The organism is Paraburkholderia lacunae, assembly GCF_003353175.1.
Taxonomy (GTDB): domain Bacteria; phylum Pseudomonadota; class Gammaproteobacteria; order Burkholderiales; family Burkholderiaceae; genus Paraburkholderia; species Paraburkholderia lacunae.
In genome coordinates, this window is the sequence record NZ_QHKS01000012.1 from 241,563 (window position 1) to 266,119 (window position 24,557).

The following is a 24,557-nucleotide window of genomic DNA, read 5'->3' on the forward strand; positions in this document are numbered from 1 at the left end:
CTTCTCTCCTGGTTGACGCGAGGGGTACTACCCCTGCCGGACTACTACCATACGTCCCGTTTCGACCATTCTACGCTCTGCATTCGTGAGATTGACCGCGATGATCGTCGTTGGCGATAGCGATTACGCTTCGCCGTGCCCACATGTCAATCGGCCCCTTTCGACGGGAGTTTCCCGTCGATAAGACGGGTTTGGCGGCAGGACCCGACCGCTGCTTGAATGCCCCATGTACCGGCAACGCAAGGCCGGTGTCTGTTCCGGGGGAAGATCATGTCAATTGCGAATAGCGAGGCGCTGAGGATCCTGCGCCGCCGTCAGGTCGAAGAGAGAACGGGGCTGTCACGTTCAACGATTTACCGTCGCATGCAGGCGGGAACATTCCCGCCTGCGATCGCGCTGGGCGGCCGCCTGGTGGGATGGCGCGCGGCTGACATAGAACAGTTTCTGGAAAATCCCGCGCGTTACCGCGCGCCTGCGCCTGTGCGCGAAGATGACGTGGGAGGCGCGCCATGAGTCGCGATCTCGTTTCTGCACCCCTGCGCCGGCGGCTGGAGAACTGGGGTAACGCATCGCGCGGCGCCTACGATCCGGTCGACGCGGCACGAATCACGAGAGCCTGGCAGACGCTCCACGTCCGGCATCGTGACATGTTGCGCATGGTCTATCTCTGGCATGCGCGTCGGGAGGTTGTCTGCCGTCGGCTGCGTATTCCGCGGCGCCCGGCCCAATGCTTTGAGCTGGAACTTGCCGCTGCACGGGCGGCTCTCGCACGGGCCCTGGATGGCGGGAACCAGAATCGTGAAGGCGGCTGATCGCCCGGGAGGGGGACAGATAGTGGCGCATCGCCGATCCGGTTCGTGCAGGTGCGCAGCCGGCGCCTTGTGTCGGTCAGCGACGCCGCTGTAGCAGGGAACGTTGGGATGAACGTCTGGATGTGAAAATTTTTTTCGGACGTCGTGGGAACACCTGGGAATACATGGGTAATGGGAGAGATAGCGGGGCACCTGAGGGCTCTTGCATTGCGCCACGCACTCGCCTAGATTGAAGCCAACAATCTGATCCGGTCAACGTGCCACGCACGACCGAGTACGCGTTAGCGGCCCCGTAGTTTCGATGTCTGTGCGACGAAGTGGTGTGCCGTGACGCATTCGCAAAAAGCCTGCATCTGCAGGCTTTTTGCATTCTGGTGCTGATGCAATGATCCCCGTTGAGCCCGCGGTCAGCCTCCCTGGCGCCGCGGGTTCTTTTTTCTTCGCAGGTTCATCGACAGCGGGTGCGGCTGAGGACGATGAACCATGAAATCGCTTCTGATCGTTTCGACGAAGGGCAGTTCGGGCAGGACGACGCTGACCTGTCTGCTGGCCCGCCACCTGCAGTGCACCTGCTACTGGCGGGTGCTGGTACTGGACCTGGCCGAGCCGCCGCGCTGCGCACACCTGCTTGCCCGCTACCGGTACGAAGCGATCGTGTCCGGCAACCGTGCGCCGGCGTCGCAGGAGAGCGCCCGATCTGCATCTGGCGGCTGCGTGCACGTGCTCAGCGCGAACGCCATCGACGGTCTGATGTCGCGCGACGATCCCGCCCGCACGCGCTATTACGCGAACCTTCGTCACCTGCTGTCTGCGGTGGCGCCTTGGTTCGATGTGTGCCTGGTCGACGCTCCCGCGTTGCCCGACCTGCGCGCCGTCTGTGCAGAGGCGCTCGTGGACGCGGTGCTAAGCCCCGTTGCGGTGTCACCCGAATGCGTCACCTGCGCCTCGGCGGTCATCAATGGAACGTACGGTATCCGCAACATCCGGGCTCGACTGAATCCGGTACTCCGCTTCACCGGAATTCTGCCGGTCGTGGCCGTCCCTGCGGCAATGGAACAGGCGTGGACGAAGGTGATGGAGACGACGCTGCGTGAATGGTTGATCGCGGATCCGGCGTCTCCCCGGGGATACGTCTGGCTGCCCCACCTGACGTCCGTCTGTCGTATGGAACCTTTCACGCCGGCGGACAGCGAGCCTGCCGCACGGGATGCAGACATGCCTGAAGCCCTCCGTGCGGGGGCCACCTGTCTCGATGTGATCACGCACCGCCTCGAAGCGATCCAAGACGGCACCGTGCCCTCCCTCCGGCATGCGGAGGTTTGTGATGCATGACCCTGCCACTGTTACTACCACTTCCGTCGACATTGCCGTCGGCCGTGCTCCGCTGCGGGCGCTGCGCCGCTGGTTGATCGTTCTCGCCGCCTTCCTCGGCACATCGATCATGGCGCCCGGTATTGCCCGTGCCGACGACTGGGACTGCCAGCTGATCCTGTGCCTCTCCAATCCCGGCGGGCCTGAACAGTATGGCGAGTGCGTGCCGCCCATCGAGAGACTGTGGGCAGCCCTGCGCCACGGCGATCCTTTCCCGACGTGCGACTTCGGAGCAGGCGGCTCGCAGGGGACATCGGCCGTGAACGTCCTTGCGAGCGCGGGACACTGCCGCGAGGATCTGCTGTACTGGGGCGGCCCTGAGCAGGGCGAACTGCTGTGCAATGCGCGCGGTGCAATCGACGTCGAGATTGACGGCTCGCTGTACACGCGGGTGTGGTGGGACGCGAGAGGTACGGATCGCACGATCACGGAATTCTACGGGGTTGGCAGTACGACGATCCCGTATAACCCGACACAGTCGGCCCGCCTGTTTCTGGAGCGCGAGTACGAAAGCTCGGGCGGTCAGGGAGGTGGCGAATGATTCCGCTCGCCGCATTCCTGACCCTGGCACAGCAGTGCGCGCCTGCCGTGGCGCCCGCCACGACGGCAGCAGTCGTGCGGGTCGAGTCGGGTTTCAACCCGTACGCGATCGGGGTGGTGCACGGCCGCCTCCAGCGGCAACCAGTGAACCTTGGTGAAGCTGTCGCGACAGCACGTGCGCTGGATGCCGCAGGGTGGAATTACAGCGCGGGTCTCGCACAGGTGAACCGGTCGAACTGGAGCCATTTCGGCCTGACACCGGAGACGGTCTTCGATCCGTGCCGGAATCTTGCCGCCAGCGCAGCGATCCTCCAGGGGTGTTTCGAGCGTGCGAAAGGGGCACATGCGGGGACACACGCGCAGGTGCAGGATGCATTGCGCGCCGGGCTTTCGTGCTACGCGAGCGGGGATTTTTCGAGCGGGTTTCGTACGGGCTATGTGCAGCGGGTCGTCGCCCAGGCTGCACGGCCCGATCAGGTGGTTCCGGCTATTGCCATCGATGTTTCGCCCATAGCCGCCATTCCATCCTCGTCGGCAGGTGTGCGATCCGCCCCATCCCGTAGTCCGCCTGGCCCCCCGTCCCCCACGGACGGCAGGACGGGCCAGAAGGCCGGCCAGACAGATGAAATGACGCGGGAAAGTGCTGTGGTGTTCTGAAAGAGCAGAGACAACGTGCGTGACAGGAGTAATCCATGAAATCAGGACTACATATCAAATGGAGCCGCGTTCCGCAGCAGTTGCGGACGCCCGGATCGGCGCGACATGCGTGGTGCAACCTCGCGGTTGTGCCCATGGTGATGCTGACGGTGACGCCGGCATACGCGCAACTCTCGCAGGTCAACACGCTGCTCACGACGATCCAGACCACGCTGCTCAGCGTAGGCGCGGTGGTGTGCTCGATCTCGATCATCTGGGCGGGTTTCAAGATGATGTTCCAGCACGCGCGCTTTGGCGACATTGCCAACGTGTTCATCGGCGGCCTGTTCGTGGGCTGCGCCACGGTGATCGCGGCGATGCTGATCCCGACGAGCTGATGCGGAGGCGCACATGAATCCGCTCAGGGATCCCGTCTTCAAGGGCTGCACGCGCCCCGCGATGCTCTGGGGTGTGCCGCTGGTTCCGTTCCTCATGTTGGGCGGCAGCATCCTGATTCCCGCGATCTGGGCGCTGCTCGCCAGTCCGCCGGTGGGCGTCGGCATCGTGCTGCTCCTCATCCCCATTTTTGTCACGATGCGCTCGGTCACGCGCCACGACGACCAGCGTCTGGCGCAGTTCGCATTGCGCATTCGCATGGTGTTTCGCCAGCGCAACCGCCGCTTCTGGGGTGCGCACGCCTACATGCCGCTCTGTCTCAAGAGGAGGGGCTGACATGGGTGCGCTGCCGCAACTCATCGACGTTGCCGAACGCGAGGCTGTGCTCGCGGATTTCGTGCCGTTTTCGTCGCACGTAAATGACTACGTGATCCGCACGCGGGAAGGGGACTACCTGCGTGTCTGGAAGGTCGCCGGCATCGCCTTCGAAGCGGCCGATCCGGGTGACATCCTCGTGCGTCACGAAGGATTCAACCAGCTCGTGCGCAGCCTGCCGGGTGGTCACGTCGGCCTGTGGTCGCACCGGATCCGCCGGCGCGTGAGCGACCATTTCGCCACGCCGTACGGCAACCCGTTCTGCCAGGAGCTCGCGACGCGCTACTACGCAAGCTTTGCCGGCTACCGGATGATGGCCAACGAGCTGTACCTGACGCTCGTGTACCGGCCACATCGCACGCGCCTGGGGCGTCTCTTCAGCCAGGCGGCGCGGCGCACCCCCGATGATATCCGGCGGGAGCAGCATGAGGCCCTGAAGGTGATGGCGGAGCTTGCTGCCCAGGTCGAATCTGGCCTGAAGCCCTGGGACCCGGTGCCGCTCGGTGTCTACACGAAGCAGATCCGTTACACGCAGCGGCCCGTGCGTTTCTCATCGGCGCTGCAGTTCCTGGGTTATCTCGTCAACGCCGCGTGGGAGCCGGTACCGGTCCCGTCTGGCCGCATTGCCGAGGCACTGCCGACGTCGCGGGTTTTCTTCCGCACCGAGAAGGTTGAGATCCGCATGCCCGGTGCGACGCGCTATGCGGCGTTGCTCGACCTGAAAGACTACCCCGAGGAAACCGAGCCGGGGATGCTCGACGGTCTGCTCTATGGCGACTTCGAATATATCGAGACCCAGAGCTTCACGATCCTCGACCGTCCCACGGCGAAAGAGGCGCTCGAGCGTCAGCGCAACCAGCTGATAGCGGGCGAGGATGTGGCGGTGTCGCAGGTCAATGCAATGGATCAGGCGCTTGACGACCTGATCAACGGCAATTTCGTCTTCGGTGAATATCACTATTCGATTGCCGTGCTCGGTGACCGGCCCGACGAGGTCGCGCGGCATGTGGCGAAGGCGCGCACGCAGCTCGCGGACGTGGGCTTCCAGACGGCGCTGGTCGATCTGGTAGCGGACGCGGCCTGGTTCGCACAGCTGCCTGGAAACTGGCGCTACCGGCCGCGCGAGGCGAAGCTCACCTCGCGCAACTTCTGCGGGCTCGCGAGTCTGCACAACTTCGCGACCGGCAAGCGCGACGGCAATCCGTGGGGCGAGGCGATCACGATCGTGAAGACGCCGAGCGGCCAGCCGCTGTATCTGAATTTCCACGCGACGCCTGAGAAGAAGGACTCGGGCGACGAAAAGGCGCTCGCCAACACCCAGATCATCGGGCAGGCGGGTGCCGGCAAGACGGTGCTGGAGCTGTTCCTGCTTGCGATGGCGATGAAGTATGGCCTCACCGGCGTCGTCTACGACAAGGACCGGGGCACTGAGATCGCGATCCGGGCGATGGGGGGCCGCTACACGGTGTTTCGACGGGGTGTCCCGACGGGACTCAATCCCTTCCAGCTCGACCCGGACGAGGCGGTGCTGGATTTCTGGGAGCGGCTGGTGCGCCGTCTGGTCGACACCGGCACGCTGCTGTCCGCGAAAGACGAACTCGACATTTCGCGTGCCGTGCGGGAGGTCGCGCGCATGGAACGGCGGCTCCGTCGCCTGTCGATGGTCCGGCAACTGCTGCCCGCCGTGGGCGAGAACAGCCTGCATGCACGGCTCACGAAGTGGTGTGCAGGCGGACGGCTCGGGTGGGTGCTGGACAACCCGTCGGACTTGCTGGATTTCAGCCAGAACCATCTCTTCGGCTTCGATGATACGGAACTGCTCGACGATCCGGAGGTGTCGACGCCGGTCACGATGTATCTGCTGCAGCTGACGGAGAGCCTGATCGACGGGCGGCGCTTCGTCTATGTGATGACCGAATTCTGGAAGCGGCTGGGCGATCCGGTCTTCACGGATTTCGCAAAGAACAAGCAGAAGACGATCCGCAAGCAGAACGGTCTGGGTATCTTCGATACGCAGTCCCCGGCCGATGTGCTGCGTAGCGACATCGCGCGGGCGCTGGTCGAGCAGACCGCGACGTTCTTCTTCCTGCCGAACCCGCGTGCCGACTACGACGACTACGTGCACGGCTTCAAGCTAACTGAGGCCGAATTCAACATCGTCCGGTCTCTCGGCGAGAACAGCCGCCTGTTCCTCATGAAGCAGGGCCACCGTTCGGCCATCGGCAGGCTGGATCTCGCCGGACTCGGTGATGTGCTCGACGTCCTGTCGGGGACGACGGACAACGTCGAACTGCTCGACGGCATCCGTGCCGAGGTCGGCGACGATCCCGTGGCGTGGCTTCCCGTGTTTCATGAGCGGCTGGCCAAGCGTCGTGCGATCGGGGCAGTCGCGAACGCGCTGGCCCGGCGTCTGTCGGGAAGAGGTGCACGATGAGCGGCCTTTTCACTTCAGTCGGCGGCACGCTCGAAAACGGCATGTCGACGTATGTCACGAGCGTGTCCTCAGCCCTCTCCAGCGCGCTGATGCCCGTGGTGACGACCGCCCTGACGATCTGGATCATCACGTACGGGTTCGCCGTGGTGCGCGGCGAGGCCCATGAGTCGGTGCCCGCATTTGCGTGGCGCGGCCTGAAGGTGGCCATCATGCTCGCCTTTGCGCTCGGCGCGGGCATCTATCAGTCCCAGGTCGTCACGGCAGTCGAAGGGGCGACGACGGGCTTGGCCCAGACGATCCAGACCGCGGCGGCCAATGGCGGTGCAGGCAACCCCGGCTGCGGAACGGTGAGTGGCAGCAGCGTGACAGGCACGAGCGCGTCCGCCATTTACCAGACCCTCGACTGCTACGACCGGCAGATCGACATCGTGATGGACGCATACTTCGACAAGGCGACGCACGAAGGCTTGAGTGTCAGCGGCTTTGTCGCAGGCATCGGTGATCTGGTCGGCGGGTTCATCGTGGGACTGGGCGGAGCTATTTTCCTGATGATTCTGGCCTTCGAGGTCACGATGGCGAGGATGCTGCTCGATCTGGTGCTGGGACTCGGCCCGGCCTTCATTGCCTGTGGCGCCTTTGGTCCGACGGCGCGTTTCTTCGAGGCGTGGACCGCAAAGGTCACGAACTATGCGCTGCTGCAGATCCTCATCGCGGCCTTTCTTGGGATGGCACTCACGGCGTTCTCAGCCGACCTCGCGCCGTTCAACGTCACGACTTCCTCGCCCGATACGAACGCTTCGGCGCTCGCTGCAGCGGGTCAGGCAGTGCTCACCGCTATAGCCCCCTGGGGTGCGGCATTTGGCCTGTTCATCACGTCCCTGCTGCTGGCAACCATCGGCTGGCAACTGCCGGCCGTCGCCTCGGGACTCGCCGGAGGCGCCACGCTGTCGGGGTTCGGTGCGTTTGTGGCCGGATTTGCCTCGCGTGGTGCCGTGAGAGGTCTCGGCTCGCTCGTGAGTCTCAGACGCGGCCCGCGTCGGCCGGGGGGGCGAATTTCCAACGGCAGCGGGCAAGCCGGTAGCGCGAACGCGGGCGGCGGTTCAGGCCAGATCCCTGCCTATCAGCGCGCCGCGCGCGAGCACCTTGGCGACCAGGATAACTCAGGAGGGTCATCGTCATGATCAGGTTACCTATCCATATCGGTATTGCCCCTGTCGCGGCGGCTGTGGTCGTGCTGACGATGCCCTCGGCCCATGCACAGGGCATCCCGGTCTTCGACGCGCAGAACGTGGTGCAGGCCATCGCGACCGTCGGGCAACTGAAGCAGGAAGTGCAGCAGGAACTCCAGCTATATCAGTCGCTCAGTGGCACGCGCGGCTTCGGTGAACTGATGAGCAATCCGGTGCTGTCGAACTCGCTGCCGTCGAACTGGCAGTCGGTCTACACGGCGATCCAGAACGGTGGATATGCGGGTCTGACGGGCAGCGCGCAGACGCTGCGCTCGGCGAGCGAAATCTACAACTGTGAGGACCAGAGCGGCATCGACCAGCAGGTCTGCCAGCGCGCGCTGAACAAGCCGTTCCAGGACAAGGCCTTCGGCACGCAGGCGTATCAGACGGAGCTCCAGGAACTCGACCAGATCCAGGGCCTGATGCAGCAGATCGATGTGACGCAGGACCAGAAAGGCATCGGGGAACTGCAGGCACGCATCCAGACTGAGAGCACGGTGGTCGGCAATGAAATGACGAAGCTGCAGCTTTTCAGGATGCTGGCCGATTCCGAAGACCGGCTGATTGCCGAGCAGCAGCAGGAACTTGTTCTCAAGCGCGCCGGCAATACCACACGGCTTCAGGACCAGATGGTGCCAGCGAGTTTTGGCAACTGAGTTCGGCAACCGAGGAGACTGAGATGATCCGTTCTGTTGTGGTCGTCATTGTCATTCAATTAGTCATACTGATTAATGGTTGTTCGGACAGTCCACCCAAACCTGTTCTGCCAGATGGCTCGCACCGTGTTCCGGTGAACGGCGTGCCACCAGTCCCCCCGTCCGATGGAGGCGGCCATGAGCAGTGAGTGTGACTCCCGTGAATCACGTGATTATCGGCGGGCACTCGATTTTGAGGTGTCGGTCACGCACCTGCAGGAGCGCTCTGAGCGTCGGGCATGGCACGTGGCCTTGGGCTCCGTGGTGGTCGCGATCCTGTGTGCGGTCGCACTGGCCGTGATGGTCCCGTTCTACCGGGTGGTACCGCTGCCGATCGAGGTCGACCGTCTGACCGGTGAAGCACAGGTGATCGACGTGCTCGACGCGAAGCAGATGCACATGCGCGATATCGAGGACAAGCACTGGGTGGAAGTGTACGTGCGCTCGCGTGAGCGCTACGACTGGGGCTTGCTGCAGATGGACTACGACCGCGTGCTCGACATGAGCGACGACCGTGTCGCGCGGGGCTACCGGGCGATCTACAGCGGCCCCGACGCACTGGACCGGCAGCTCGGGGCGAACACGCAGCGGCACATCCGCATCCTCTCGACGACGCTGGTACCGGACGAGCCGGGCCGTGCTGTCGTGCATATCGAGCGCACGACATGGAAGAATGGCATCGATAACGCGGAGCCGCCGCAGCGCTTCGTCATCACGCTTGCCTTCATTTACCGGCCGTCCATCTTCACGCGTGAGCGCACGGCCATCGAGAATCCCTTCGGCTTCAGGGTGACGGCGTACAGCCGCGATCCCGAATACACCCCTACGGCGGCGTCGGCACCGGCATCTTCGCCGCTCCCGGGAGGTGCGCGATGAGAGCGACCATGTTGATGAGAACCATCGCGCTGGCGGCAATGCTAGGTGCTGGCTTCCCCGGTGCCCACGCCTACGACGTGCCAGGCTGGTCTGGCGACTCACGTGTGCGGCAGGTGGTGTACCGGCAGGATGAGGTGGTGCGGGTCATCGCGCAGCGCGGCTTCGCCACGCACATAGCGCTTGATCCGACCGAGCACATCCTCGTCGTGGCCCCGGGCGACCGGGACGGATGGCAGGTGGTCGCAAACCGTGGCGACCACGATGTCTACCTCAAGCCGCAACTCGCTGCGCACGACACGAACCTCGAAATCCGCACGGACCGGCATAGCTACAGCTTCGATCTGGTCGTGCTACCGCTCAGGGCCCGTTTCGGTAACGACGACGAGATGTACCGCATCACGTTCGTCTATCCGGATGCGCAGGCCAGGAAGACAAAGGCCGAAGACGATGCCGCTCTTGTGCACGAGCGTCTCGACAAGCCGCCGGTGGTGCGCAACACCGCTTACTCGATGCAGGTGATGCCGCACTCGGAGGATATCGCGCCGACGGCGGCATGGGACGACGGTCGCTTCACCTACATCCGCATTCCGAATAACCGCCGCATCCCGGCGATCTTCCGGGTCGCCGACGACAGCAGCGAAAGCGTGGTTGACCGGCACATGGAAGACGACGTGATCGTCGTACATGAGGTTGCCCGGCGTTTCGTGTTGCGTCTGGGTGACGAGGTGGTCGGTCTGTGGAACGACGCGTTCGATGTGGACGGGGTGCCACCTGCGGATGGCACGACGGTCGGCGGTGTGAAGCGTGTCCTGCGGAGCGACGGTCATGAATGAGGAAACGCCACGCAATGTGATTGCGCCCGGGGTTGTGCCCGACAGTGATCCAGCAAAGGTCAGCGATACCATAAACGGTGACCTCCCGAACCATCCGGTCGATCGCGGCATGCCGGAGCTCGGACAGCAGGGTGGCCGCGCCCGCGCCTGGTGGATCGCGCCGCTGCTGGTCGTGGCCGTCGTGATCGGCGGAGCAGTCTGGACGATCCACGGGTTTCTCGCACGGCACGATGCGGCGGAGAAGGCCAGGCGGGATGCCGTGCAGGATCAGCCGTCCCAGGGCCGCGTGTTCGGCGACGGGAACGCACCCGCATCGGCTGCTGCCGCCACAAGCGGCCCGGCGGGGGCACCCGTTGTTGCGTCGACTGCCGTTGCCGGGTCGAGGCGGCAAGCCTCCGTGCACACCGCGCCAGCTCGCAGCTATTACGACGCACCGCTGCTCGCCACCGGCAGTACGGGCGCAAGCAATGGCCCTGCCGACATAGGGGCATACCCGGCGGCATCAGCGCCAGGCGTTTCGCCGGGAGCGACTGTTGTATCCGGCAGCCAGTCTCAGGGAAGCAGTCCGCTTGCGCAGGCACTGACGCCGACGGTGACGCCCAAAGTGCGCGCGGGCTTTCTCGGCAACCGCAGCCTGATTCTCGCAGAAGGCGCCAAGATCGACTGTGCCGGCGATACGGCATTTGATTCGACCCAGGCGGGCATCTCGACCTGCACGGTGACGAAGAACGTCTATTCGGATGATGGTCATGTCGTGCTGATCGAGCGCGGCTCGCAGATCAACAGCGAATACCGCGCGAACCTGGCGCCCGGGCAGAAGCGGGTGTTCATCCTGTCGGCACGCATCAGGACACCCGAGGGTGTGACGGTCGAGATCGATTCTCCCGCAGCGGACGCGCTGGGGCGCATCGGCGTGAGCGGGTACGTGAACAACCACTGGGGCGAGCGTATCGGCGCGGCCATGCTGCTCGGCATGACGCAGGATGCGATCGGTTATCTCGCGACGCGTGGCGGCAACAGCAACGGCTCGGTCGTATTCGAGAACACGCAGCAGCAGGGCAATGACATGGCCTCGCGCGTGCTCGACAGCACGATCAACATTCCGCCTACCTTGACGCAGAACCAGGGGGCCGAGTTCACGATTATCGTCGCACGGGATCTGGATTTCAGCCCGGTCTATGCGCTGGAGCCGGGGGGCACGCGATGAACGCGTCGGCCCATATCCTGAGCGAAGCGCCGGTACTGGCCGACGGCCTGCCGCCGAGGCTGGCAGAGGATGCTTCGGTGCGTGAGCTGATGCGCCCGCTCGCGGGGCTGCTCGAAGACCCGGCTCTCACGGAGCTGGTGATCAACCGGCCGCAGCGCGTGCTGACCGAAACCCATCTCGGATGGCAGGCACACGACTGTGCGGACCTCGACTTCGAGCGCCTGATGTCGTTCGCGGTGGCGATCGCCACGCTCACGAACCAGGAGGTCTCGGTGCTGCATCCGGTCCTCTCCGCGCTGCTGCCCGGTGATGCGCGCGTGCAGATCGTGATCCCGCCGGTGGCGCCCCCGCGTACCGTGTCGGTGACGATCCGCCGTCCGTCGTCGCGCGAGAAGACACTCGACGCCTACGAAAGTGAGGGCCTGTTCGCGCAGACTGTGTGGCACCGCCCGGCTGGACTTGAGGAGGCGATGCCGGCACTGCGCCCCCTGGATCGTGATCTGGCCCGGTGCCTCGAAGCGCGCGATTTCCCGGCGTTCTTCGAGCTGGCGGTGCGCGGCCGGCTGAACCTCGTGATCGTGGGCAGCACGGGTTCGGGCAAGACGAGCTTCATGAAGACGCTGTGCCGGTACATCCCGGCCACCGAACGCATCGTGACGATTGAGGATGTGCGCGAGCTCTTCATCCATCACATCGAGAACTGCGTCCACCTGATCTACAGCAAGGGTGGTCACGGTCAGGCGCAGGTGACGCCTGCGGATCTGATCGCAAGCTCGATGCGCATGCGCCCTGACCGTGTGCTGCTCGCCGAACTGCGGGGCAGCGAAGCGTACGACTTCCTGAAGCTGCTGACGACCGGGCACTCCGGTTCGATCACGAGCTATCACGCGTCGAGCGCATCGGTCGCCATCGAGCGGTTCGCGCTGATGGCGAAGGAACATCCCGAAGCCGCCACATGGGACGACGCGGCGCTGCGTCGGCTGCTCTTCATGACGATCGACGTGGTGGCGCACATGGAGGCAATCGCGCTGTTCGATGAATCTGGCGTGCAGACTGGCCGGCGCTGGTCGATGACGGAGGTCTGGTTCGATCCGCAGCGCCGCCATCACGCGGATTTCCGGTGAAGGGGGCCAGGCCATGGACATCGGAAAGGCAACTGGAACGGGAGGGTCAACCAGCAGGGGGATCCGGTACCACGCGATGCTCGCGCTGCTCACCCTTGCGGTCATGGCCGCAGCGGCAGCGGGACTGACGGTTGCCCTCTGGCTGGCTTCGTTTTTCTTCGTCGCGAGCCAGCACGTCAACCCGCTTCATGCCGGGCTTCATGCTTGGCCGGATGCGGCGATGGCCTGGTACGACGGACGCCTGCCGAAGCAGGGGCGGCGGCTCGCCGGCACCGCGCTGTTCGGGGTGCTCCTGGCATTCGGCGCACCCGCGCTCGGCGTTTACACGCTTCTGGAACAATCCGGGCGCCGGCGCCTCTACGGCAGCGCGCGGTTCGCAAACGAGGCGGATATCCGCCGGGCAGGACTGCTATGAGCACGATGGCGACTTCAGGCGCGTACAGCGGCCCGCCGCTGGTCGTGGGCGTCTGGCGTGGCCGCTATCTGCGGTTCACCGGGCAGCAGTTTGTGCTGCTCGCGGCGCCGGCACGCTCGGGCAAGGGCGTGGGCATCGTGGTGCCTAACCTGCTCAGCTACCCGGATTCGGTGATTGTGCTCGACATCAAGCAGGAGAACTTCAACCTTACCGCGGGCTTCCGTCGTGCACACGGGCACGACGTGTACCTTTTCAACCCGTTTGCCGAGGACGGCCGTACGCACCGGTATAACCCGCTGTCGGCGATCTCGGACGGCGTATTCCGCGTTGGCGACATCCTGGCGATCGGCTACGCGCTATATCCGGTCGGCGGTCACGACGACTTCTGGAAGGACCAGGCACGCAACCTCTTCCTCGGTATCGTGCTGCTCCTGTGTGAGTGGCGCGATGCGCGCCGCGCCGGCAACACCGATGTGCCCGACTACCCGGTGACGATGGGTGAGGTACTGCGGCAGTCATCGGGCAACGGCATGCCGGTCAAGGCATACCTGCAGCAGGCGCTGCTGCAGAACCGGCGGCTACTCAGTGGCGCGTGCGTTGACGCGCTCAACCGCTTTCTCGCGAATGACGACAAGGTACTCGCGAGCATCCTCGCGACCTTCAATGCGCCGCTCACGATCTGGGCCAATCCGATTGTCGACGCTGCGACGAGTGCCAGCGACTTCGACCCACGTAACGTTCGCACGCGCCGCATGTCGGTCTATATCGGCGTTACGCCGGACCATCTGACGGAGGCTGCGCTGCTGGTGAATCTGGTGTTCTCGCAGGTTGTGAACCTGAACACGAAGGAACTGCCGCAGGACAACCCGGAGCTGAAGTACCAGTGCCTGCTGCTGATGGACGAATTCACGTCGGTCGGCAAGATCCACATCATCGCCCGCGCCGTCGCCTATATGGCGGGATACAACCTGAGGCTGCTCTCGATCGTGCAGTCAGTGTCGCAGCTCGAGTCGGTCTACGGCCGGGCGGATGCCAGGACGTTCGTCACCAATCACGCGATGCAGATCATCTACGCGCCGCGTGAGCAGAAGGATGCGAACGAATACTCGGAAATGCTCGGTACCTTCACGGACCGCTCGCGCAGTGTGAGCCGGTCGAACGCGATCTTCGGCGGCCGCGGTGGGTCAAGCGAGAGTTTCTCCGAGCAGCGCCGGCCGCTGCTGCTGCCGCAGGAGCTGAAGGAGCTCGAGCGCGAGAAGGAAATCATCCTGCTCGAAAACACGAAGCCGATCCTGGCGGAGCGGATCTGCTACTGGCGTGATCCCGTTTTCACGTCACGCCTGGCGGCTGCGCCCGCGATTCCGGCCATGGATATCGTGCGTTTCATCGCCCAGGTCGAGCGGCGGGTGAGGGATGTGCAACCGGACGACGTGGATGAGGCAGGCGTGATGCACATTCCCCCGGAGTATCTGGAAGTGCTGCAGGCCTGGGATCCACGCGATCTGCCACGGCATCTCAACGACGTGAGCGACGAAGAGGCGGCCGCCTACGTCGAGCGACATTTCATGCTGCTGGGTGTGCCAGCTGCGCGTGTTGCCGTGGCAGCGCGCCGGCTGTCGCCGTCTGATCTCGACGTCGCGGAATTGCGCCCCGCGGAAGGCGCGCCGGGGCGCAAGGCCAGGCGCGCCTCCGGTGCAACGCGTACGCAACGTGGGCGAGCTGCATCGCGCACGGCTGACGGCTTGAACGTCGTGCCGCTCCATGGAGAACGCCGATGAATACGCGGTATCTGAGCGAAGAAGAACGTGCCCGTGCGGCGCTGGCCATGATCCCTGCCGAGGACTACGCGACGTGGGTCGATATGGCTTTCGCGCTCAAGCAGGGATTCGGCGAGGCCGGCTTCGACATCTGGGACGAGTGGAGCCGCACCGCCCACAACTACAGCGAGCGTGCTGCGCGAGTGACCTGGCGCTCGGCCGGCGAGTCGGGCGGCAAGACACTCGCGTCCCTGTTCTGGCTCGCACAGCAGCACGGTTTCGATGTGCGGGCCTCGCGCGCGGCAATGGATCCGGCAGACAGGTCGCGCATGCTGGCAGTCCGTCCGTCCGTCGATAAGGTGCGGCACGATGCCCAGGTTGAGGCTCGCGTGCGCGCGCGGCAGGCTGCGGTCGCGCGGGAGGCGCTGGCGATCTGGAAGTGGGCCCGGCCAGTCGGTCCCGGGCACCCGTATCTCGAACGCAAGCAGGTCCGGCCAGTCCCGACACTGCGCGAGCTGGAGGCCGAAGAACTGCATGCGCTGCTCGGATACGCGCCGCGCAGTGCCGGGGAGCCGCTCACGGGGCGCGTGCTGGTGGTGCCGGTTCGCATCGGCGACACCCTCTCGACGCTGGAACTGATCGATGCCGAAGGGCGCAAGTCTGCCTTGGCGGGCGGCGCGAAGTCGGGCGGCTACTGGGTGGTGGAACCAGACCGGTTCCGTGATGGCGTCGTGACGCCCATCCTGATCGCCGAAGGCGTGGCAACAGCGCTGGCAGCATGGCAGGCGACCGGCTGGTTCAGCGTCGCCGCACTGTCGAGCGGCAACCTGCGGCCGGCGGCGGCCATGTGGCGGGGCCGGTACCCGGAAGCGGAGATGCTGGTGCTCGCCGATCTTGGTGCCGGGTATGAGCATGCGAAGCAGGCCGCGCTCGGCACGTCCTCGCTGCTGGCCGAGCCGCGCTTCGCGCCGCAGGCACGGATTGCCGGCGACGTGCCGACTGACTTCGATGACATGGCGGTGCTGTCCGGGATCGGTGTCGTTGGTGAGCTTTTACGGGAGTCGCTGTACGGAGCACCGCAACGGGATGTAGCTGGTGAAGAAGCCGACGGACGGGCCGTGGTTGCACAGGGATCGGACGACGCACTTAAGGAAGACCATGCATTGAAGGAGGACCATGCAATGGGCAATGTGAAAGAGAATCGCGTGGGTGATGGGGTGGTTTCGGGTCGGCGCCGTACTTCGCGTCGTCAGTCCGGCCATCAGGACGCGCCGGAGCCAACACCGCAGGAAAGCCCGGCGCCGGCAGCCGGGCAGGCACAGTCGCAGCCGCCGGACCCGGACCGGCGGGAAGTCGATGCGCCGAAGCCTGCTCCCACACCCGAGCGCAGCGTGGAAGCGCCGGCGCGCCGGCAGGTGGGCGAACCACTGTACGGACTCGATGAGGTACCGGGCGAGATCAAGGCACTCGCGCAACACCGCTTCGGCGCGCAGATCCGCATGGCGACGCCCCGCGAAAACGGTGGCCCGTACCGCGGCGAGGTGTTCAACACCGAGCACTACCTGATCCAGGAGGTGTCCACGCGTAGCGTTGTATTCCATGCGAAGTCGAACATGGAGTTCGTCTCGGACCGCCTGCGGTGGATGGACGAGAACCAGCGGCTCAATGGCGCAGAGGTGCAGGTCGGCTACGAAGGCGCACGGGCGAGGGTGTATCCGTGGGACCGTGCGCGCGACCTGCTCGAGCGCACGGTTGCCTCGCTGAAGAAATCGGCCCGTGAGGTGGGCTTCGGCAGCGAGCTCGACGCGACGCTCGACCAGTTGCAGACGACATCGTGGACCCGGGTGAGGGAAGCACGGGCGGCGGCACTCGCGCAGTCGAAGGAGCGCGCCGGCCGCGAGCAGGAGCAGGAGCAGGGACAGGGACAGGGACAGGGACCGGGGTCGCAACGCTGAGCATGCGACGCTCTGCCCGCCAGTGCAGTGATCAGAGGGAGATCCATGATGGATGAAACCGCAACTTCTTCCGGCCCGCCTGCGGACGAACCGGTCATCAACGTGATCGAGCCGGACCCACCTCCGCTGCGGGATCCACAGGGGGGCACCGCAGGCGCGCAGCGCTTCGACCAGACGGCGGCCGATGCACTGGCCGCACGCCGGCACCGTGAGTTCGATGCGGCGCGCACGAGTCTGCGCGATCAGGCCATCCAGGCGGATGCACCATCACGGGCCGCTGCACAGCAACCTGCGTCTCAGGCGGCGCCCCGTGGCACCAACGATGCATCCTCGACGCGCTGGGCGCCGCTTGGCAGTCCGCCGGAGACGGTGCGCAAGCGCTACCTGCGGGCCGGTAACCAGTATTTCCTGAAAGATGCGCCGCATCAGCTCGCGTTTGAGGATATCGGTCCGTACCTCGTGACGGAGCATAACCGCCCCGATGTCGTCGAGTCGATGGTGGACATGGTCCGTGCGAAGGTGTGGGGGCGTATCCGCGTCTCGGGTCACGAGCAGTTCCGGCGCGAAGTGTGGGTTCAGGCAACGCTGCTCGGCATCGAGGTGAGCGGATACGAGCCGAAGGCAGTCGACTTCGTCCGTCTGGCCGAAGGCCGTCGTGACCGGATGACGAACCGCATCGGCGTGATGGAAACGACCGCGGCGGCGCAGGTTCCTGCGAATCTACCGAACGCTCCCGAGGCCGCGCCTGGCCCTACGGAATCACAGGTGGCGCAACCAGCGAGGCGCGATGCTCCCCGGCAGCCAGAGGCTCTTGTGCCGGCTCCACCAGCGCCCGCGGAGCCGCCCCGAACCGCTCCAGCCTCCGAAACGGGACCACGCGTTGCCGAGTCCGAAGGTCAGGAGCGGCAGCGCTATATGGGAGAACTGGTCGAGCACGGCGGTGCGTCCTATCAGCACAATCCTGCGCGCAGCGACTCGTATTATGTCGTCTATCGCGATACTGGTGGCGCGGACCATGTCGTCTGGGGGGTGGACCTGGAACGGGCCGTGGCGGACTCCGGCGCGCTCGCCGGACAGCAGGTCATGCTCGAAAACCTCGGCCGGCGTCTCGTGACAGTGACGGTCCCGGTTCTCGACGCGACGGGAAATGTGATCGGCGAAGAGGAAAAGGAGGTCTATCGCAATACCTGGCAGGTCGATGTCGTGGGGCAGGAGCGGACGCAGTCGGGTCCCGAGTCTCGCGGCAGGAAGGACGACGCCGGAAGGAGTGAAACCGCGGCGCCGGAAACGCCGGAGCAGGCGCAGACCGCACGCGGGCGTGAGCCTTCCATCATGTCGCCCGGGGAGCGTGCCGTGCAGATGGCGGTGTTGACCGCCGCGATGCGGCAGCAGGGTTTCAGCGAGCGATCCATTGCGCGCGTGCAGCAGCGTGTGCAACGGCTGATGACCGCGTTCGAGGCAGAGGGTGTCACGGTTCCACGACCGCGTGTGTTCGATCCTGATGCGCCCTCCACGCGCAACCGCCGCACGCGCGCGGCTCCGGAGCGCGTCCCGACCCGGGAGGTCGAACGTGGACCGTCCGAACCCGCGCCTCCGTCCCTGTAGGAGCTCAGACATGGCCTCGCGTGCGCGACTGTGTGTGGATCTCGGGCGAGCGAAATCACGCTGGGAGGCATGGTGTGCCCTTCACGGTGTAACGGCGGCCGATGGGGTCCGGCAACTGGTCCACTATGTGCTGAGCCGGGACGAGTCGCCAGACGGGGTGCCTGGGCCCGAACATCACCGCCTTCCGGTCGACGGGCATCGTGAACGCATCGAAATCCGTCTCACCCAGGTGGAACTCGAAGTGGCCAGACGGCATGCATTGACTGGTGGAATGAATGTCAATCGCTGGATAGTTGCGGTGATCCGCGCGCAGCTCGTGCATGAACCGCAACTGGGCGAGCGCGAGATGCGACTGCTTGCAGACTCGAACCAGCATCTGGCCACGATCGTGACGTGGCTCGGACGGTTGCAGGCAAGCGGTGGTGCGCGCGAGGCGGAGTGCGTGCTCGAGGAGACGCGTGCCGTGATTGATACGCATCTGCGCACAGTTATGCAGGTGCTGCGCGCCAACCTCGATCGCTGGAGCCGCTAGGGGCTGTTAACAATCAGTGAATTGTGTTTACATCCTGATTTTTATGGGAGATCAGGATGGTTCGCTGGCTGATGAGCGACGCGCAATGGACCAAGATCGAGCATCTGTTGCCAGGCAAGGCAAGCGATCCGGGACGCACGGCGGCAGACAATCGGCTGTTTGTCGAAGCGGTGCTATGGATCGCTCGTACTGGCGCACCATGGCGCGACCTGCCCAGCGAATTCGGTCGGTGGGAACGCACGTACATGCGCTTTTCCCGCTGGAGCAGAAAGGGCGTATGGGAACGCGTGGCCCATGCCTTGGCAGGCGAAGCCGATTTGCAGCAATTGTTCATCGATTCGACCATCGTGCGGGCGCACCAACATTCAGCCGGCGCCCAAAAAAAGCGGGGCCGCAGGCACTTGGGCGGTCGCGGGGAGGATTGAGCACGAAACTGCATGTCGCAGTCGACGCACTGGGCAATCCGCTTCGCGTCATATTGAGTGCCGGCCAGGTCGCCGACATCAACTGCGCCCCGGAACTGATTGCCGATCTCCCGGCTCAAGCCGTCATCGCTGACAAGGGCTACGACAGCAACACGTTCGTCCAGCAGATTGAAGCTTCTGGTGCCCAGGCCGTGATTCCGCCACGCGCCAATCGACGCAATCCGCGCGATTTCGATCCCGAGCCCTATCGATGCCGCAACCTTATCGAACGCTTCTTCAGTCGCATCAAACATTTTCGACGCCTCGCTACTCGCTATGACAAACTCGCCCGCAACTTCATGGCCTTCGCGCAACTCGCTTGCGCATTTGCGCCAAAGCTTTGATTGTTAACACGACCTAGCATGTCGTTCCCGAAGACATACGTCGACCAGATGCTGCTGAACTGGGGAGACAGGCTTTTTCACGATCCGTTACGGCACGTGCGTGCGCCGCGCATGTCACGCGGCGAGCTCCGACGCGACATACAATGCATGCGCGAGCAGTTGGCCCGCACGCTCCAACGTACCCCGGAGGTGATGGTCAAGATCACGAACAAGGCGTCGGGCGCGCAGGGCATGGGCGCGGTGCGGCGTCATTTGCGGTACATCTCGCGTAACGGGAAGGTCGAACTCGAGGATCAGGAGGGGATGACCATGCTCGGCCGCGAGGCACTGCACGATCTGACGGATGCGTGGCACCTTGGCAGCTGGGGTATCCCGGAAGAAAGCCGCAGGCGGGAAGTGTTCAACGTGCTGCTCTCGATGCCGCCGGGCACGGACCGGCAGGCGGTGCGCAACGCCGCGCGCGCGTTTGCGGCGGAGGAATTCGGCGACGGCAGGCGGTACGTCTTTGCCGCGCATGATGACGAGGCGCATCCGCACGTGCATCTGACGGTCCAGGCACGCGGACCGGACGGAAAGCGGCTCAATCCGCGAAAGCAGGATCTGCAGCGCTGGCGCGAGCAGTTTGCATGGCAGTTGCGCGGGCACGGTGTCGAAGCCAATGCGACGCGCCGACTAGCCAGGGGTGAGACGCGCCGCTATCCGAAACAGGCCGTCGTGCATATGACGGCGCGAGGAGAAACAGCGCATTACTGGAGATCGGAGCTGGATGAACTGGCCCGTCGAGCCTTGTGGGACGCCCACGCTGGGTCGCTCGAAGCATGGCAAGGCGTGGTTCACGCGATGGCCGGCTCGCAGAGCGCCGATGATCGGAGCCTGGCAGCACTGGTCACGGACTTCGTGCAGACGATGCCCGTTCAGCGCGATCGGCCTGGCACGGGTCGCACCGACCGCAATGAAGGAGCGCGTCGTCGCACCTCATCGCGCGAGCGCGGATTACGTGACGCAGAGCGCAGTGAGACCCAGCGGGCACTGTTTCCCGACGATCCGGATGTCTGGATGGAGCGCTGAGCAGAGGAGATGTCAATGGCGATGCCGATCATTCCATGGATAGGCGGCAAGCGACGGCTCGCGGACGTGCTTATTCCGCGATTTCCACCTCACCGCTGCTACGTTGAGGTGTTTGCCGGAGCGGCGGCGCTGTTTTTCATGCGCCTACCGGCTGAAGTCGAGGTGCTGAACGACGTGAACGATGACCTTGTGAATCTTTACCGCGTGGTGCAGCATCATCTCGAGGAGTTCGTGAGGCAATTCAAGTGGGCCTTGACTAGTCGCGAGTTGCTCAGGTGGCTGAGCGATACACCAGTGCACACGCTCACCGACATCCAGCGTGCGGCACGTTTCTACTATCTGCAGCAGAACTGCTTCGGCGGCCGCGTTGAAGGGCGGACGTTCGGCACGGCGACGACCTCTCCACCGGGGCTGAATCTTCTGCGAAGTGAGGAGACGTTGTCGGCGGCCCATCTCAGGCTGTCGGGGGCATATATCGAAAAGCTGGACTGGCACGACTGCGTCTCTCGCTACGATCGGCCCCACACTTTCTTCTACCTCGACCCCCTTACTGGGAAACAGAAGGCTACGGCTTGCCGTTTGAATATGATCAGTATGAGCGCATGGCCGGAATGCTGGGCGGGTCGCATGGGCGCGCCATCCTGACGCTCAATAACCATCCGGCGATGAGGGCGCTGCTCGTGCAGTTCGATACGGAATGCGTCGATATCCAGTACATCGTTGGCGGTGCGGGCAATGCCGCACCGCGCAGCGAACTCATTATCTACAGCTGGGACAGGGCGAAAGACCCCGTGGGACTGTTCTGATTTTGGAGTGGTCGCGAGCGTGATAGATGCTGGTGCAAACCCGGACCGGTGCGGTGTCTTGAGTCGTAACGAAACGGTAATATGCGTTGCTCGCTCTCAGGAATCGACGAACCACGCAGGTCCCGCCTTGTATGATGCGATGACCATGACCACCATCGCGACTGTAAGCAGGGGAAAGCTGGCGACGGCCAACGGAAAGAACAGTGCAAACTGAAGGGTCGACCCTCCAATGCCGTAAAGCAGATCTGTATCGCGAATGTTCTCGTAGAGCAGCCATGCTGTTGCAGCGAGGCCAAGGGAAACGAGAATGAGTCCGTCGGACAGGGGCGTGTGGTGGAGCGTTGCGTTAGCCCAGAAGTAAAGGCCCCACCAGATCAGGTTAATTGCGATGGCCGTGATCCAGAAGCTTCGCAGCGAGAAGAACGAATGGCCGAAGCGGCGTCGGCAATGCCGGTTGAACAGCTGGATACACTTTGCTATGGCGATTACAGCCGCTGCGATCAGCGCAAGTTTTAGCCAACCCATGATCCGCTCCTTTGGGCATGGAGTGCGACGTCAAACCACTCTTGTCAGGTCATGAGGCTGAGGCAGGAGCGAAGTTTCATCTGCCAAATATAGACGTTTGACTGACGAATGCAACGTAGCATTAGCTCGACACAGGTCGGGGACGACGGATCCGTGTCGACTGATTGATCGTGTGTTCTTAACCTGGTTGTCGTTCTCCGTTTCTGACCGGCGTTTTCCGTGAGTTCGTTTTTGCGATCGGCTGGCGAAAGTATGGTGAGGTCGAACAAGCTAGGTCGAACAAGCTAGGGCGAGCACTTGAGAAACCGTCGACTACCTCGAGGAGGACGAGATCCGTGCCGTCCTCGAATGTATCGATCAAAGCACCTGCTAGGGCCGTCGTGACTACGCGTTACTCGGTGTGCTGTTTAATACCGGCGCACGGGCCCAGGAAATCGTCGACCTAAACGCCTGTGACCTGCAGATCGATCCACCATCCCAGGTAACCCTGTTTGGCAAGGGACGCAAGAGGAGAGTCTGTCCGCTTTGGCCTCAGACGGCACAGGTGTTGAAGCAGTTCGTCATGGAAACGCAGCTGGACGGTCGCTCGAATACGCCGCTCTTCTGCAACCAGCGAGGGCAGCAGCTCACGCGGTTTGGTATTGGCTACATCCTGTCGAACTACTTCCGGGCGGCAGTGATCAAATGCCCGCCCCTGGCCAGCAAGCGCCTTCACCCGTACTGCGCCAGGCATAGCACGGCGATGTTGTTGCTCAAATCCGGGGTGGATCTGGTAACCATAAGTCACTGGCCCGGTCACGCCAGCGTCAACACCACAAACCGCTATGCGAGCGCCGATCTGGAAATGAAACGCCAGGCCATTGCCCGGGCGCAGCCGCTTGCAAGCTCGCTCACACCGCCAGACTCATGGCGTCACGATGTCTCCGTCATCGAGTGGCTCGCTTCGTTGTAGTGCCGAGGTAATGGGGAGTCTGACTACCCGGGCTCCCCTTTGCCGCAGTGCCCCGGGGCTCGTACTCCACATTACGGACTGCTCGACATTAGTCAAGGATCAATGTGTCGGTGATTGCGCAGATCTCGAACAGCCGATGCCAGTCGGTGGAGTTGCGCGCCAGGCGCGACACCTTCAGGCCGAGCACGATGCCGGCGTGACCCATGCCCACTTCGGCAACCAGACGCTGGAATCCTTCGCGGTCCGCCGATGACGCGCCGGACTGGCCCAGGTCGCTATCGATCACAATAATGCGGTCCTCGGACCACCCCAGGGCGACCGCCCGTTGGCGCAGCGCATATTGGCGCTTGGTGTTCTCGAACCTTGAGGGCATTGGAATATCCGAGTCGCGGGACGCTTGCAGCTTGGATCGAAGAACTGCGCCCCGGAATCGGGAAACGCATTGTCGGCAGAGCAGCTGGCGGCGTTCCGAAATCCCAGGGGGTAAGGCAGGCGGCAGTCATCGAACTTTGCGCAAGAGAGCAAAGCGCGCGCATAGTTGCCCAGAAAAGAGGCGTGAGCAGGCCGACGCTATACAACTGGAAAAACAAGCTACTCGGTCGTGAGGTTCCGGCATCCATGAAACGCCATAAGAATCCAGCACCGGCCCACGAGCGGGCGGAACTGGAGCAGCAGGTCGAATCGCTTCGACGCGACATCCGCCAATTGCAAGTCGAACACGATATCCTGAAGAAGGCAAATGAACTGTTAAAAAAAGCCTGGGCGTCGACCTGCGAATCCTGAGCAACCGGGAGAAGACGATGCTGGTTGACGCCCTGAAACAGACCTACGCGTTGCCTGACCTGTTAGCCGTATTGGGGCTTGCTCGCAGCTCCTACTTTTATCACCGTGCACGTCTGCTCGTCGCTGACAAGCATGTTGACGCGCGTCGCGTCATCGCTGACATCCTTGAACTCAATCATCGTTGCTACGGCTATCGTCGAATCCACGCGGCATTGGGCAGGCTGGAGGTCTTCCTCTCGGAGAAGGTGGTGCGACGTTTGATGAAGCAGGAAGGTCTGGCCGCCGCCACAACTAGGCGACGTCGCTACGGCTCCTATCGAGGAAAAATAGGTCCTGCTCCGGAGAACCTCATCAATCGTGACTTCCGTGCAGCAGCCCCGAATGAAAAGTGGCTCACCGACTTTACCGAGTTCCAAATCCCGGCCGGCAAGGTCTATCTGTCACCGTTGATCGACTGCTTCGATGGGCTCGTTGTGAGCTGGTCAATCGGCACGCGGCCGGACGCCGAACTCGTGAATACTATGCTGGATGCGGCCATCGAAACGGTGGCCAACAGCGATGATCGGCCTGTGGTCCACTCTGATCGCGGTGCGCACTATCGATGGCCGGGATGGATCTCACGGATGCGCGATGCCAAGCTAGTTCGCTCGATGTCACGCAAAGGATGCTCGCCCGATAATGCAGCCTGCGAAGGTTTATTCCATCTCGTTATACAGAAGTGTCGTAGCCGTCGCGCAAGATCTGGATGGTGATCACAGCATCCATGACTCGCTGCATGCCGATCCACAGCGTCTTCGCGCCCGGTTCGCCATCGCTCTTGCGC

23 protein-coding genes and 3 pseudogenes are annotated in these 24,557 nt (G+C 63.7%); 24 read left to right on the top strand and 2 right to left on the bottom strand.

The window, feature by feature from the left end; all coding sequences use genetic code 11:
* Positions 1-270: 270 nt before the first annotated feature.
* The 22 genes and pseudogenes from DLM46_RS20330 to DLM46_RS20435 all read left to right on the top strand — a co-directional run bounded on the left by DLM46_RS20330 (position 271) and on the right by DLM46_RS20435 (position 21,474).
* Entirely contained in the window at positions 271-513 is a 243-nt protein-coding gene (locus tag DLM46_RS20330; RefSeq protein ID WP_115103092.1) for a helix-turn-helix transcriptional regulator, read from the top strand.
* Positions 510-812 carry a hypothetical protein gene (locus DLM46_RS20335; RefSeq protein WP_115103095.1) on the top strand — a complete coding sequence of 101 codons (303 nt, stop codon included), beginning with the start codon at positions 510-512 and terminating at the stop codon, positions 810-812. The genes DLM46_RS20330 and DLM46_RS20335 overlap by 4 nt, the downstream gene beginning before the upstream one ends.
* A 483-nt stretch (positions 813-1,295) precedes the next feature.
* Positions 1,296-2,144, top strand: coding sequence for a ParA family protein (locus tag DLM46_RS20340; RefSeq protein WP_115103097.1), 849 nt, complete (start codon positions 1,296-1,298; stop codon positions 2,142-2,144).
* The gene (locus DLM46_RS20345) at positions 2,137-2,724 is read left to right on the top strand and encodes a hypothetical protein (RefSeq protein WP_115103099.1); all 588 of its coding nucleotides are present in this window, start codon (positions 2,137-2,139) and stop codon (positions 2,722-2,724) included. Before DLM46_RS20340 ends, DLM46_RS20345 begins: the two co-directional genes overlap by 8 nt.
* A complete protein-coding gene (locus tag DLM46_RS20350; protein WP_115103101.1) occupies positions 2,721-3,380 on the top strand; it encodes a lytic transglycosylase domain-containing protein in 660 nt (219 codons plus the stop codon). The genes DLM46_RS20345 and DLM46_RS20350 overlap by 4 nt, the downstream gene beginning before the upstream one ends.
* A gap of 35 nt (positions 3,381-3,415) precedes the next feature.
* Positions 3,416-3,757: a TrbC/VirB2 family protein gene (locus tag DLM46_RS20355; protein WP_115103103.1), complete on the top strand. Its 342-nt coding sequence runs from the start codon at positions 3,416-3,418 to the stop codon at positions 3,755-3,757.
* A 13-nt stretch (positions 3,758-3,770) separates the two neighbouring features.
* A complete protein-coding gene (locus DLM46_RS20360) occupies positions 3,771-4,091 on the top strand; it encodes a VirB3 family type IV secretion system protein (protein WP_115103105.1) in 321 nt (106 codons plus the stop codon).
* Position 4,092: 1 nt separating this feature from the next.
* A complete protein-coding gene (locus DLM46_RS20365) occupies positions 4,093-6,564 on the top strand; it encodes a VirB4 family type IV secretion/conjugal transfer ATPase (RefSeq protein WP_115103109.1) in 2,472 nt (823 codons plus the stop codon).
* Positions 6,561-7,745 (top strand): TrbL/VirB6 family protein, encoded by a 1,185-nt coding sequence (locus DLM46_RS20370; RefSeq protein WP_115103111.1) that lies wholly within the window; start codon positions 6,561-6,563, stop codon positions 7,743-7,745. Before DLM46_RS20365 ends, DLM46_RS20370 begins: the two co-directional genes overlap by 4 nt.
* The gene (virB5, locus tag DLM46_RS20375; protein WP_115103113.1) at positions 7,742-8,449 is read left to right on the top strand and encodes a P-type DNA transfer protein VirB5; all 708 of its coding nucleotides are present in this window, start codon (positions 7,742-7,744) and stop codon (positions 8,447-8,449) included. Before DLM46_RS20370 ends, virB5 begins: the two co-directional genes overlap by 4 nt.
* A gap of 177 nt (positions 8,450-8,626) precedes the next feature.
* A complete protein-coding gene (locus DLM46_RS20380; protein WP_115103115.1) occupies positions 8,627-9,364 on the top strand; it encodes a VirB8 family type IV secretion system protein in 738 nt (245 codons plus the stop codon).
* A 14-nt stretch (positions 9,365-9,378) separates the two neighbouring features.
* A complete protein-coding gene (locus tag DLM46_RS20385) occupies positions 9,379-10,197 on the top strand; it encodes a TrbG/VirB9 family P-type conjugative transfer protein (RefSeq protein ID WP_115103181.1) in 819 nt (272 codons plus the stop codon).
* Entirely contained in the window at positions 10,190-11,404 is a 1,215-nt protein-coding gene (virB10, locus tag DLM46_RS20390; protein WP_115103117.1) for a type IV secretion system protein VirB10, read from the top strand. Before DLM46_RS20385 ends, virB10 begins: the two co-directional genes overlap by 8 nt.
* Complete coding sequence (gene virB11, locus DLM46_RS20395) at positions 11,401-12,528, top strand: P-type DNA transfer ATPase VirB11 (RefSeq protein ID WP_115103119.1); 1,128 nt, start codon at positions 11,401-11,403, stop codon at positions 12,526-12,528. The genes virB10 and virB11 overlap by 4 nt, the downstream gene beginning before the upstream one ends.
* A 13-nt stretch (positions 12,529-12,541) precedes the next feature.
* Positions 12,542-12,943, top strand: a complete 402-nt coding sequence (locus tag DLM46_RS20400) for a hypothetical protein (RefSeq protein WP_115103121.1) — start codon at positions 12,542-12,544, stop codon at positions 12,941-12,943.
* Positions 12,940-14,721 carry a type IV secretory system conjugative DNA transfer family protein gene (locus DLM46_RS20405; RefSeq protein WP_115103123.1) on the top strand — a complete coding sequence of 594 codons (1,782 nt, stop codon included), beginning with the start codon at positions 12,940-12,942 and terminating at the stop codon, positions 14,719-14,721. Before DLM46_RS20400 ends, DLM46_RS20405 begins: the two co-directional genes overlap by 4 nt.
* Entirely contained in the window at positions 14,718-16,655 is a 1,938-nt protein-coding gene (locus DLM46_RS20410) for a PriCT-2 domain-containing protein (protein WP_115103126.1), read from the top strand. Before DLM46_RS20405 ends, DLM46_RS20410 begins: the two co-directional genes overlap by 4 nt.
* A gap of 45 nt (positions 16,656-16,700) precedes the next feature.
* A complete protein-coding gene (locus DLM46_RS20415) occupies positions 16,701-18,260 on the top strand; it encodes an LPD7 domain-containing protein (protein WP_115103129.1) in 1,560 nt (519 codons plus the stop codon).
* A gap of 10 nt (positions 18,261-18,270) precedes the next feature.
* A complete protein-coding gene (locus DLM46_RS20420) occupies positions 18,271-18,792 on the top strand; it encodes a plasmid stabilization protein (RefSeq protein ID WP_115103131.1) in 522 nt (173 codons plus the stop codon).
* A 56-nt stretch (positions 18,793-18,848) separates the two neighbouring features.
* A protein-coding gene (locus DLM46_RS20425; RefSeq protein WP_115103133.1) for an IS5 family transposase occupies positions 18,849-19,600 on the top strand; the annotation gives its coding sequence in 2 pieces (ribosomal slippage) (positions 18,849-19,170 and positions 19,170-19,600; 753 coding nt in all).
* Between the two features lie 18 nt (positions 19,601-19,618).
* Complete coding sequence (locus tag DLM46_RS20430) at positions 19,619-20,668, top strand: relaxase/mobilization nuclease domain-containing protein (protein WP_115103135.1); 1,050 nt, start codon at positions 19,619-19,621, stop codon at positions 20,666-20,668.
* A 15-nt stretch (positions 20,669-20,683) separates the two neighbouring features.
* Positions 20,684-21,474 (top strand): annotated as a pseudogene (locus tag DLM46_RS20435) (DNA adenine methylase).
* Between the two features lie 96 nt (positions 21,475-21,570).
* Here the strand turns inward: DLM46_RS20435 and DLM46_RS20440 are convergent.
* On the bottom strand, positions 21,571-21,999 hold the full coding sequence (locus tag DLM46_RS20440) for a hypothetical protein (protein ID WP_115103137.1): 429 nt from the start codon (positions 21,997-21,999) through the stop codon (positions 21,571-21,573).
* A 391-nt stretch (positions 22,000-22,390) separates the two neighbouring features.
* On the opposite strand from DLM46_RS20440, the pseudogene DLM46_RS20445 reads away from it, so the two are divergent.
* A pseudogene (locus tag DLM46_RS20445) lies at positions 22,391-22,951 on the top strand (tyrosine-type recombinase/integrase); the annotation flags it as partial.
* Between the two features lie 88 nt (positions 22,952-23,039).
* Here DLM46_RS20445 and DLM46_RS20450 read toward each other — a convergent pair.
* On the bottom strand, positions 23,040-23,324 hold the full coding sequence (locus DLM46_RS20450; protein ID WP_244306304.1) for a recombinase family protein: 285 nt from the start codon (positions 23,322-23,324) through the stop codon (positions 23,040-23,042).
* Here DLM46_RS20450 and DLM46_RS20455 point away from each other — a divergent pair.
* Positions 23,306-24,435 (top strand): annotated as a pseudogene (locus DLM46_RS20455) (IS3 family transposase); the annotation flags it as partial. The gene DLM46_RS20450 and the pseudogene DLM46_RS20455 sit on opposite strands and share 19 nt — an antisense overlap.
* Positions 24,436-24,557: the final 122 nt, after the last annotated feature.

Bases quoted from the DNA above. Each gene is read 5' to 3' on its own strand.
- DLM46_RS20405 (WP_115103123.1), top strand. From the start codon at position 12,940: ATGAGCACGATGGCGACTTCAGGCGCGTACAGCGGCCCGCCGCTGGTC.
- DLM46_RS20410 (WP_115103126.1), top strand. From the start codon at position 14,718: ATGAATACGCGGTATCTGAGCGAAGAAGAACGTGCCCGTGCGGCGCTG.
- DLM46_RS20340 (WP_115103097.1), top strand. From the start codon at position 1,296: ATGAAATCGCTTCTGATCGTTTCGACGAAGGGCAGTTCGGGCAGGACG.
- DLM46_RS20415 (WP_115103129.1), top strand. From the start codon at position 16,701: ATGATGGATGAAACCGCAACTTCTTCCGGCCCGCCTGCGGACGAACCG.
- DLM46_RS20380 (WP_115103115.1), top strand. From the start codon at position 8,627: ATGAGCAGTGAGTGTGACTCCCGTGAATCACGTGATTATCGGCGGGCA.
- DLM46_RS20385 (WP_115103181.1), top strand. From the start codon at position 9,379: ATGAGAACCATCGCGCTGGCGGCAATGCTAGGTGCTGGCTTCCCCGGT.
- DLM46_RS20330 (WP_115103092.1), top strand. From the start codon at position 271: ATGTCAATTGCGAATAGCGAGGCGCTGAGGATCCTGCGCCGCCGTCAG.
- DLM46_RS20420 (WP_115103131.1), top strand. From the start codon at position 18,271: ATGGCCTCGCGTGCGCGACTGTGTGTGGATCTCGGGCGAGCGAAATCA.
- DLM46_RS20440 (WP_115103137.1), bottom strand. From the start codon at position 21,999: ATGGGTTGGCTAAAACTTGCGCTGATCGCAGCGGCTGTAATCGCCATA.
- DLM46_RS20345 (WP_115103099.1), top strand. From the start codon at position 2,137: ATGCATGACCCTGCCACTGTTACTACCACTTCCGTCGACATTGCCGTC.
- DLM46_RS20370 (WP_115103111.1), top strand. From the start codon at position 6,561: ATGAGCGGCCTTTTCACTTCAGTCGGCGGCACGCTCGAAAACGGCATG.
- virB10 (WP_115103117.1), top strand. From the start codon at position 10,190: ATGAATGAGGAAACGCCACGCAATGTGATTGCGCCCGGGGTTGTGCCC.
- DLM46_RS20350 (WP_115103101.1), top strand. From the start codon at position 2,721: ATGATTCCGCTCGCCGCATTCCTGACCCTGGCACAGCAGTGCGCGCCT.
- DLM46_RS20365 (WP_115103109.1), top strand. From the start codon at position 4,093: ATGGGTGCGCTGCCGCAACTCATCGACGTTGCCGAACGCGAGGCTGTG.
- DLM46_RS20360 (WP_115103105.1), top strand. From the start codon at position 3,771: ATGAATCCGCTCAGGGATCCCGTCTTCAAGGGCTGCACGCGCCCCGCG.
- DLM46_RS20335 (WP_115103095.1), top strand. From the start codon at position 510: ATGAGTCGCGATCTCGTTTCTGCACCCCTGCGCCGGCGGCTGGAGAAC.
- DLM46_RS20450 (WP_244306304.1), bottom strand. From the start codon at position 23,324: ATGCCCTCAAGGTTCGAGAACACCAAGCGCCAATATGCGCTGCGCCAA.
- virB5 (WP_115103113.1), top strand. From the start codon at position 7,742: ATGATCAGGTTACCTATCCATATCGGTATTGCCCCTGTCGCGGCGGCT.
- DLM46_RS20430 (WP_115103135.1), top strand. From the start codon at position 19,619: ATGTCGTTCCCGAAGACATACGTCGACCAGATGCTGCTGAACTGGGGA.
- virB11 (WP_115103119.1), top strand. From the start codon at position 11,401: ATGAACGCGTCGGCCCATATCCTGAGCGAAGCGCCGGTACTGGCCGAC.
- DLM46_RS20355 (WP_115103103.1), top strand. From the start codon at position 3,416: ATGAAATCAGGACTACATATCAAATGGAGCCGCGTTCCGCAGCAGTTG.
- DLM46_RS20400 (WP_115103121.1), top strand. From the start codon at position 12,542: ATGGACATCGGAAAGGCAACTGGAACGGGAGGGTCAACCAGCAGGGGG.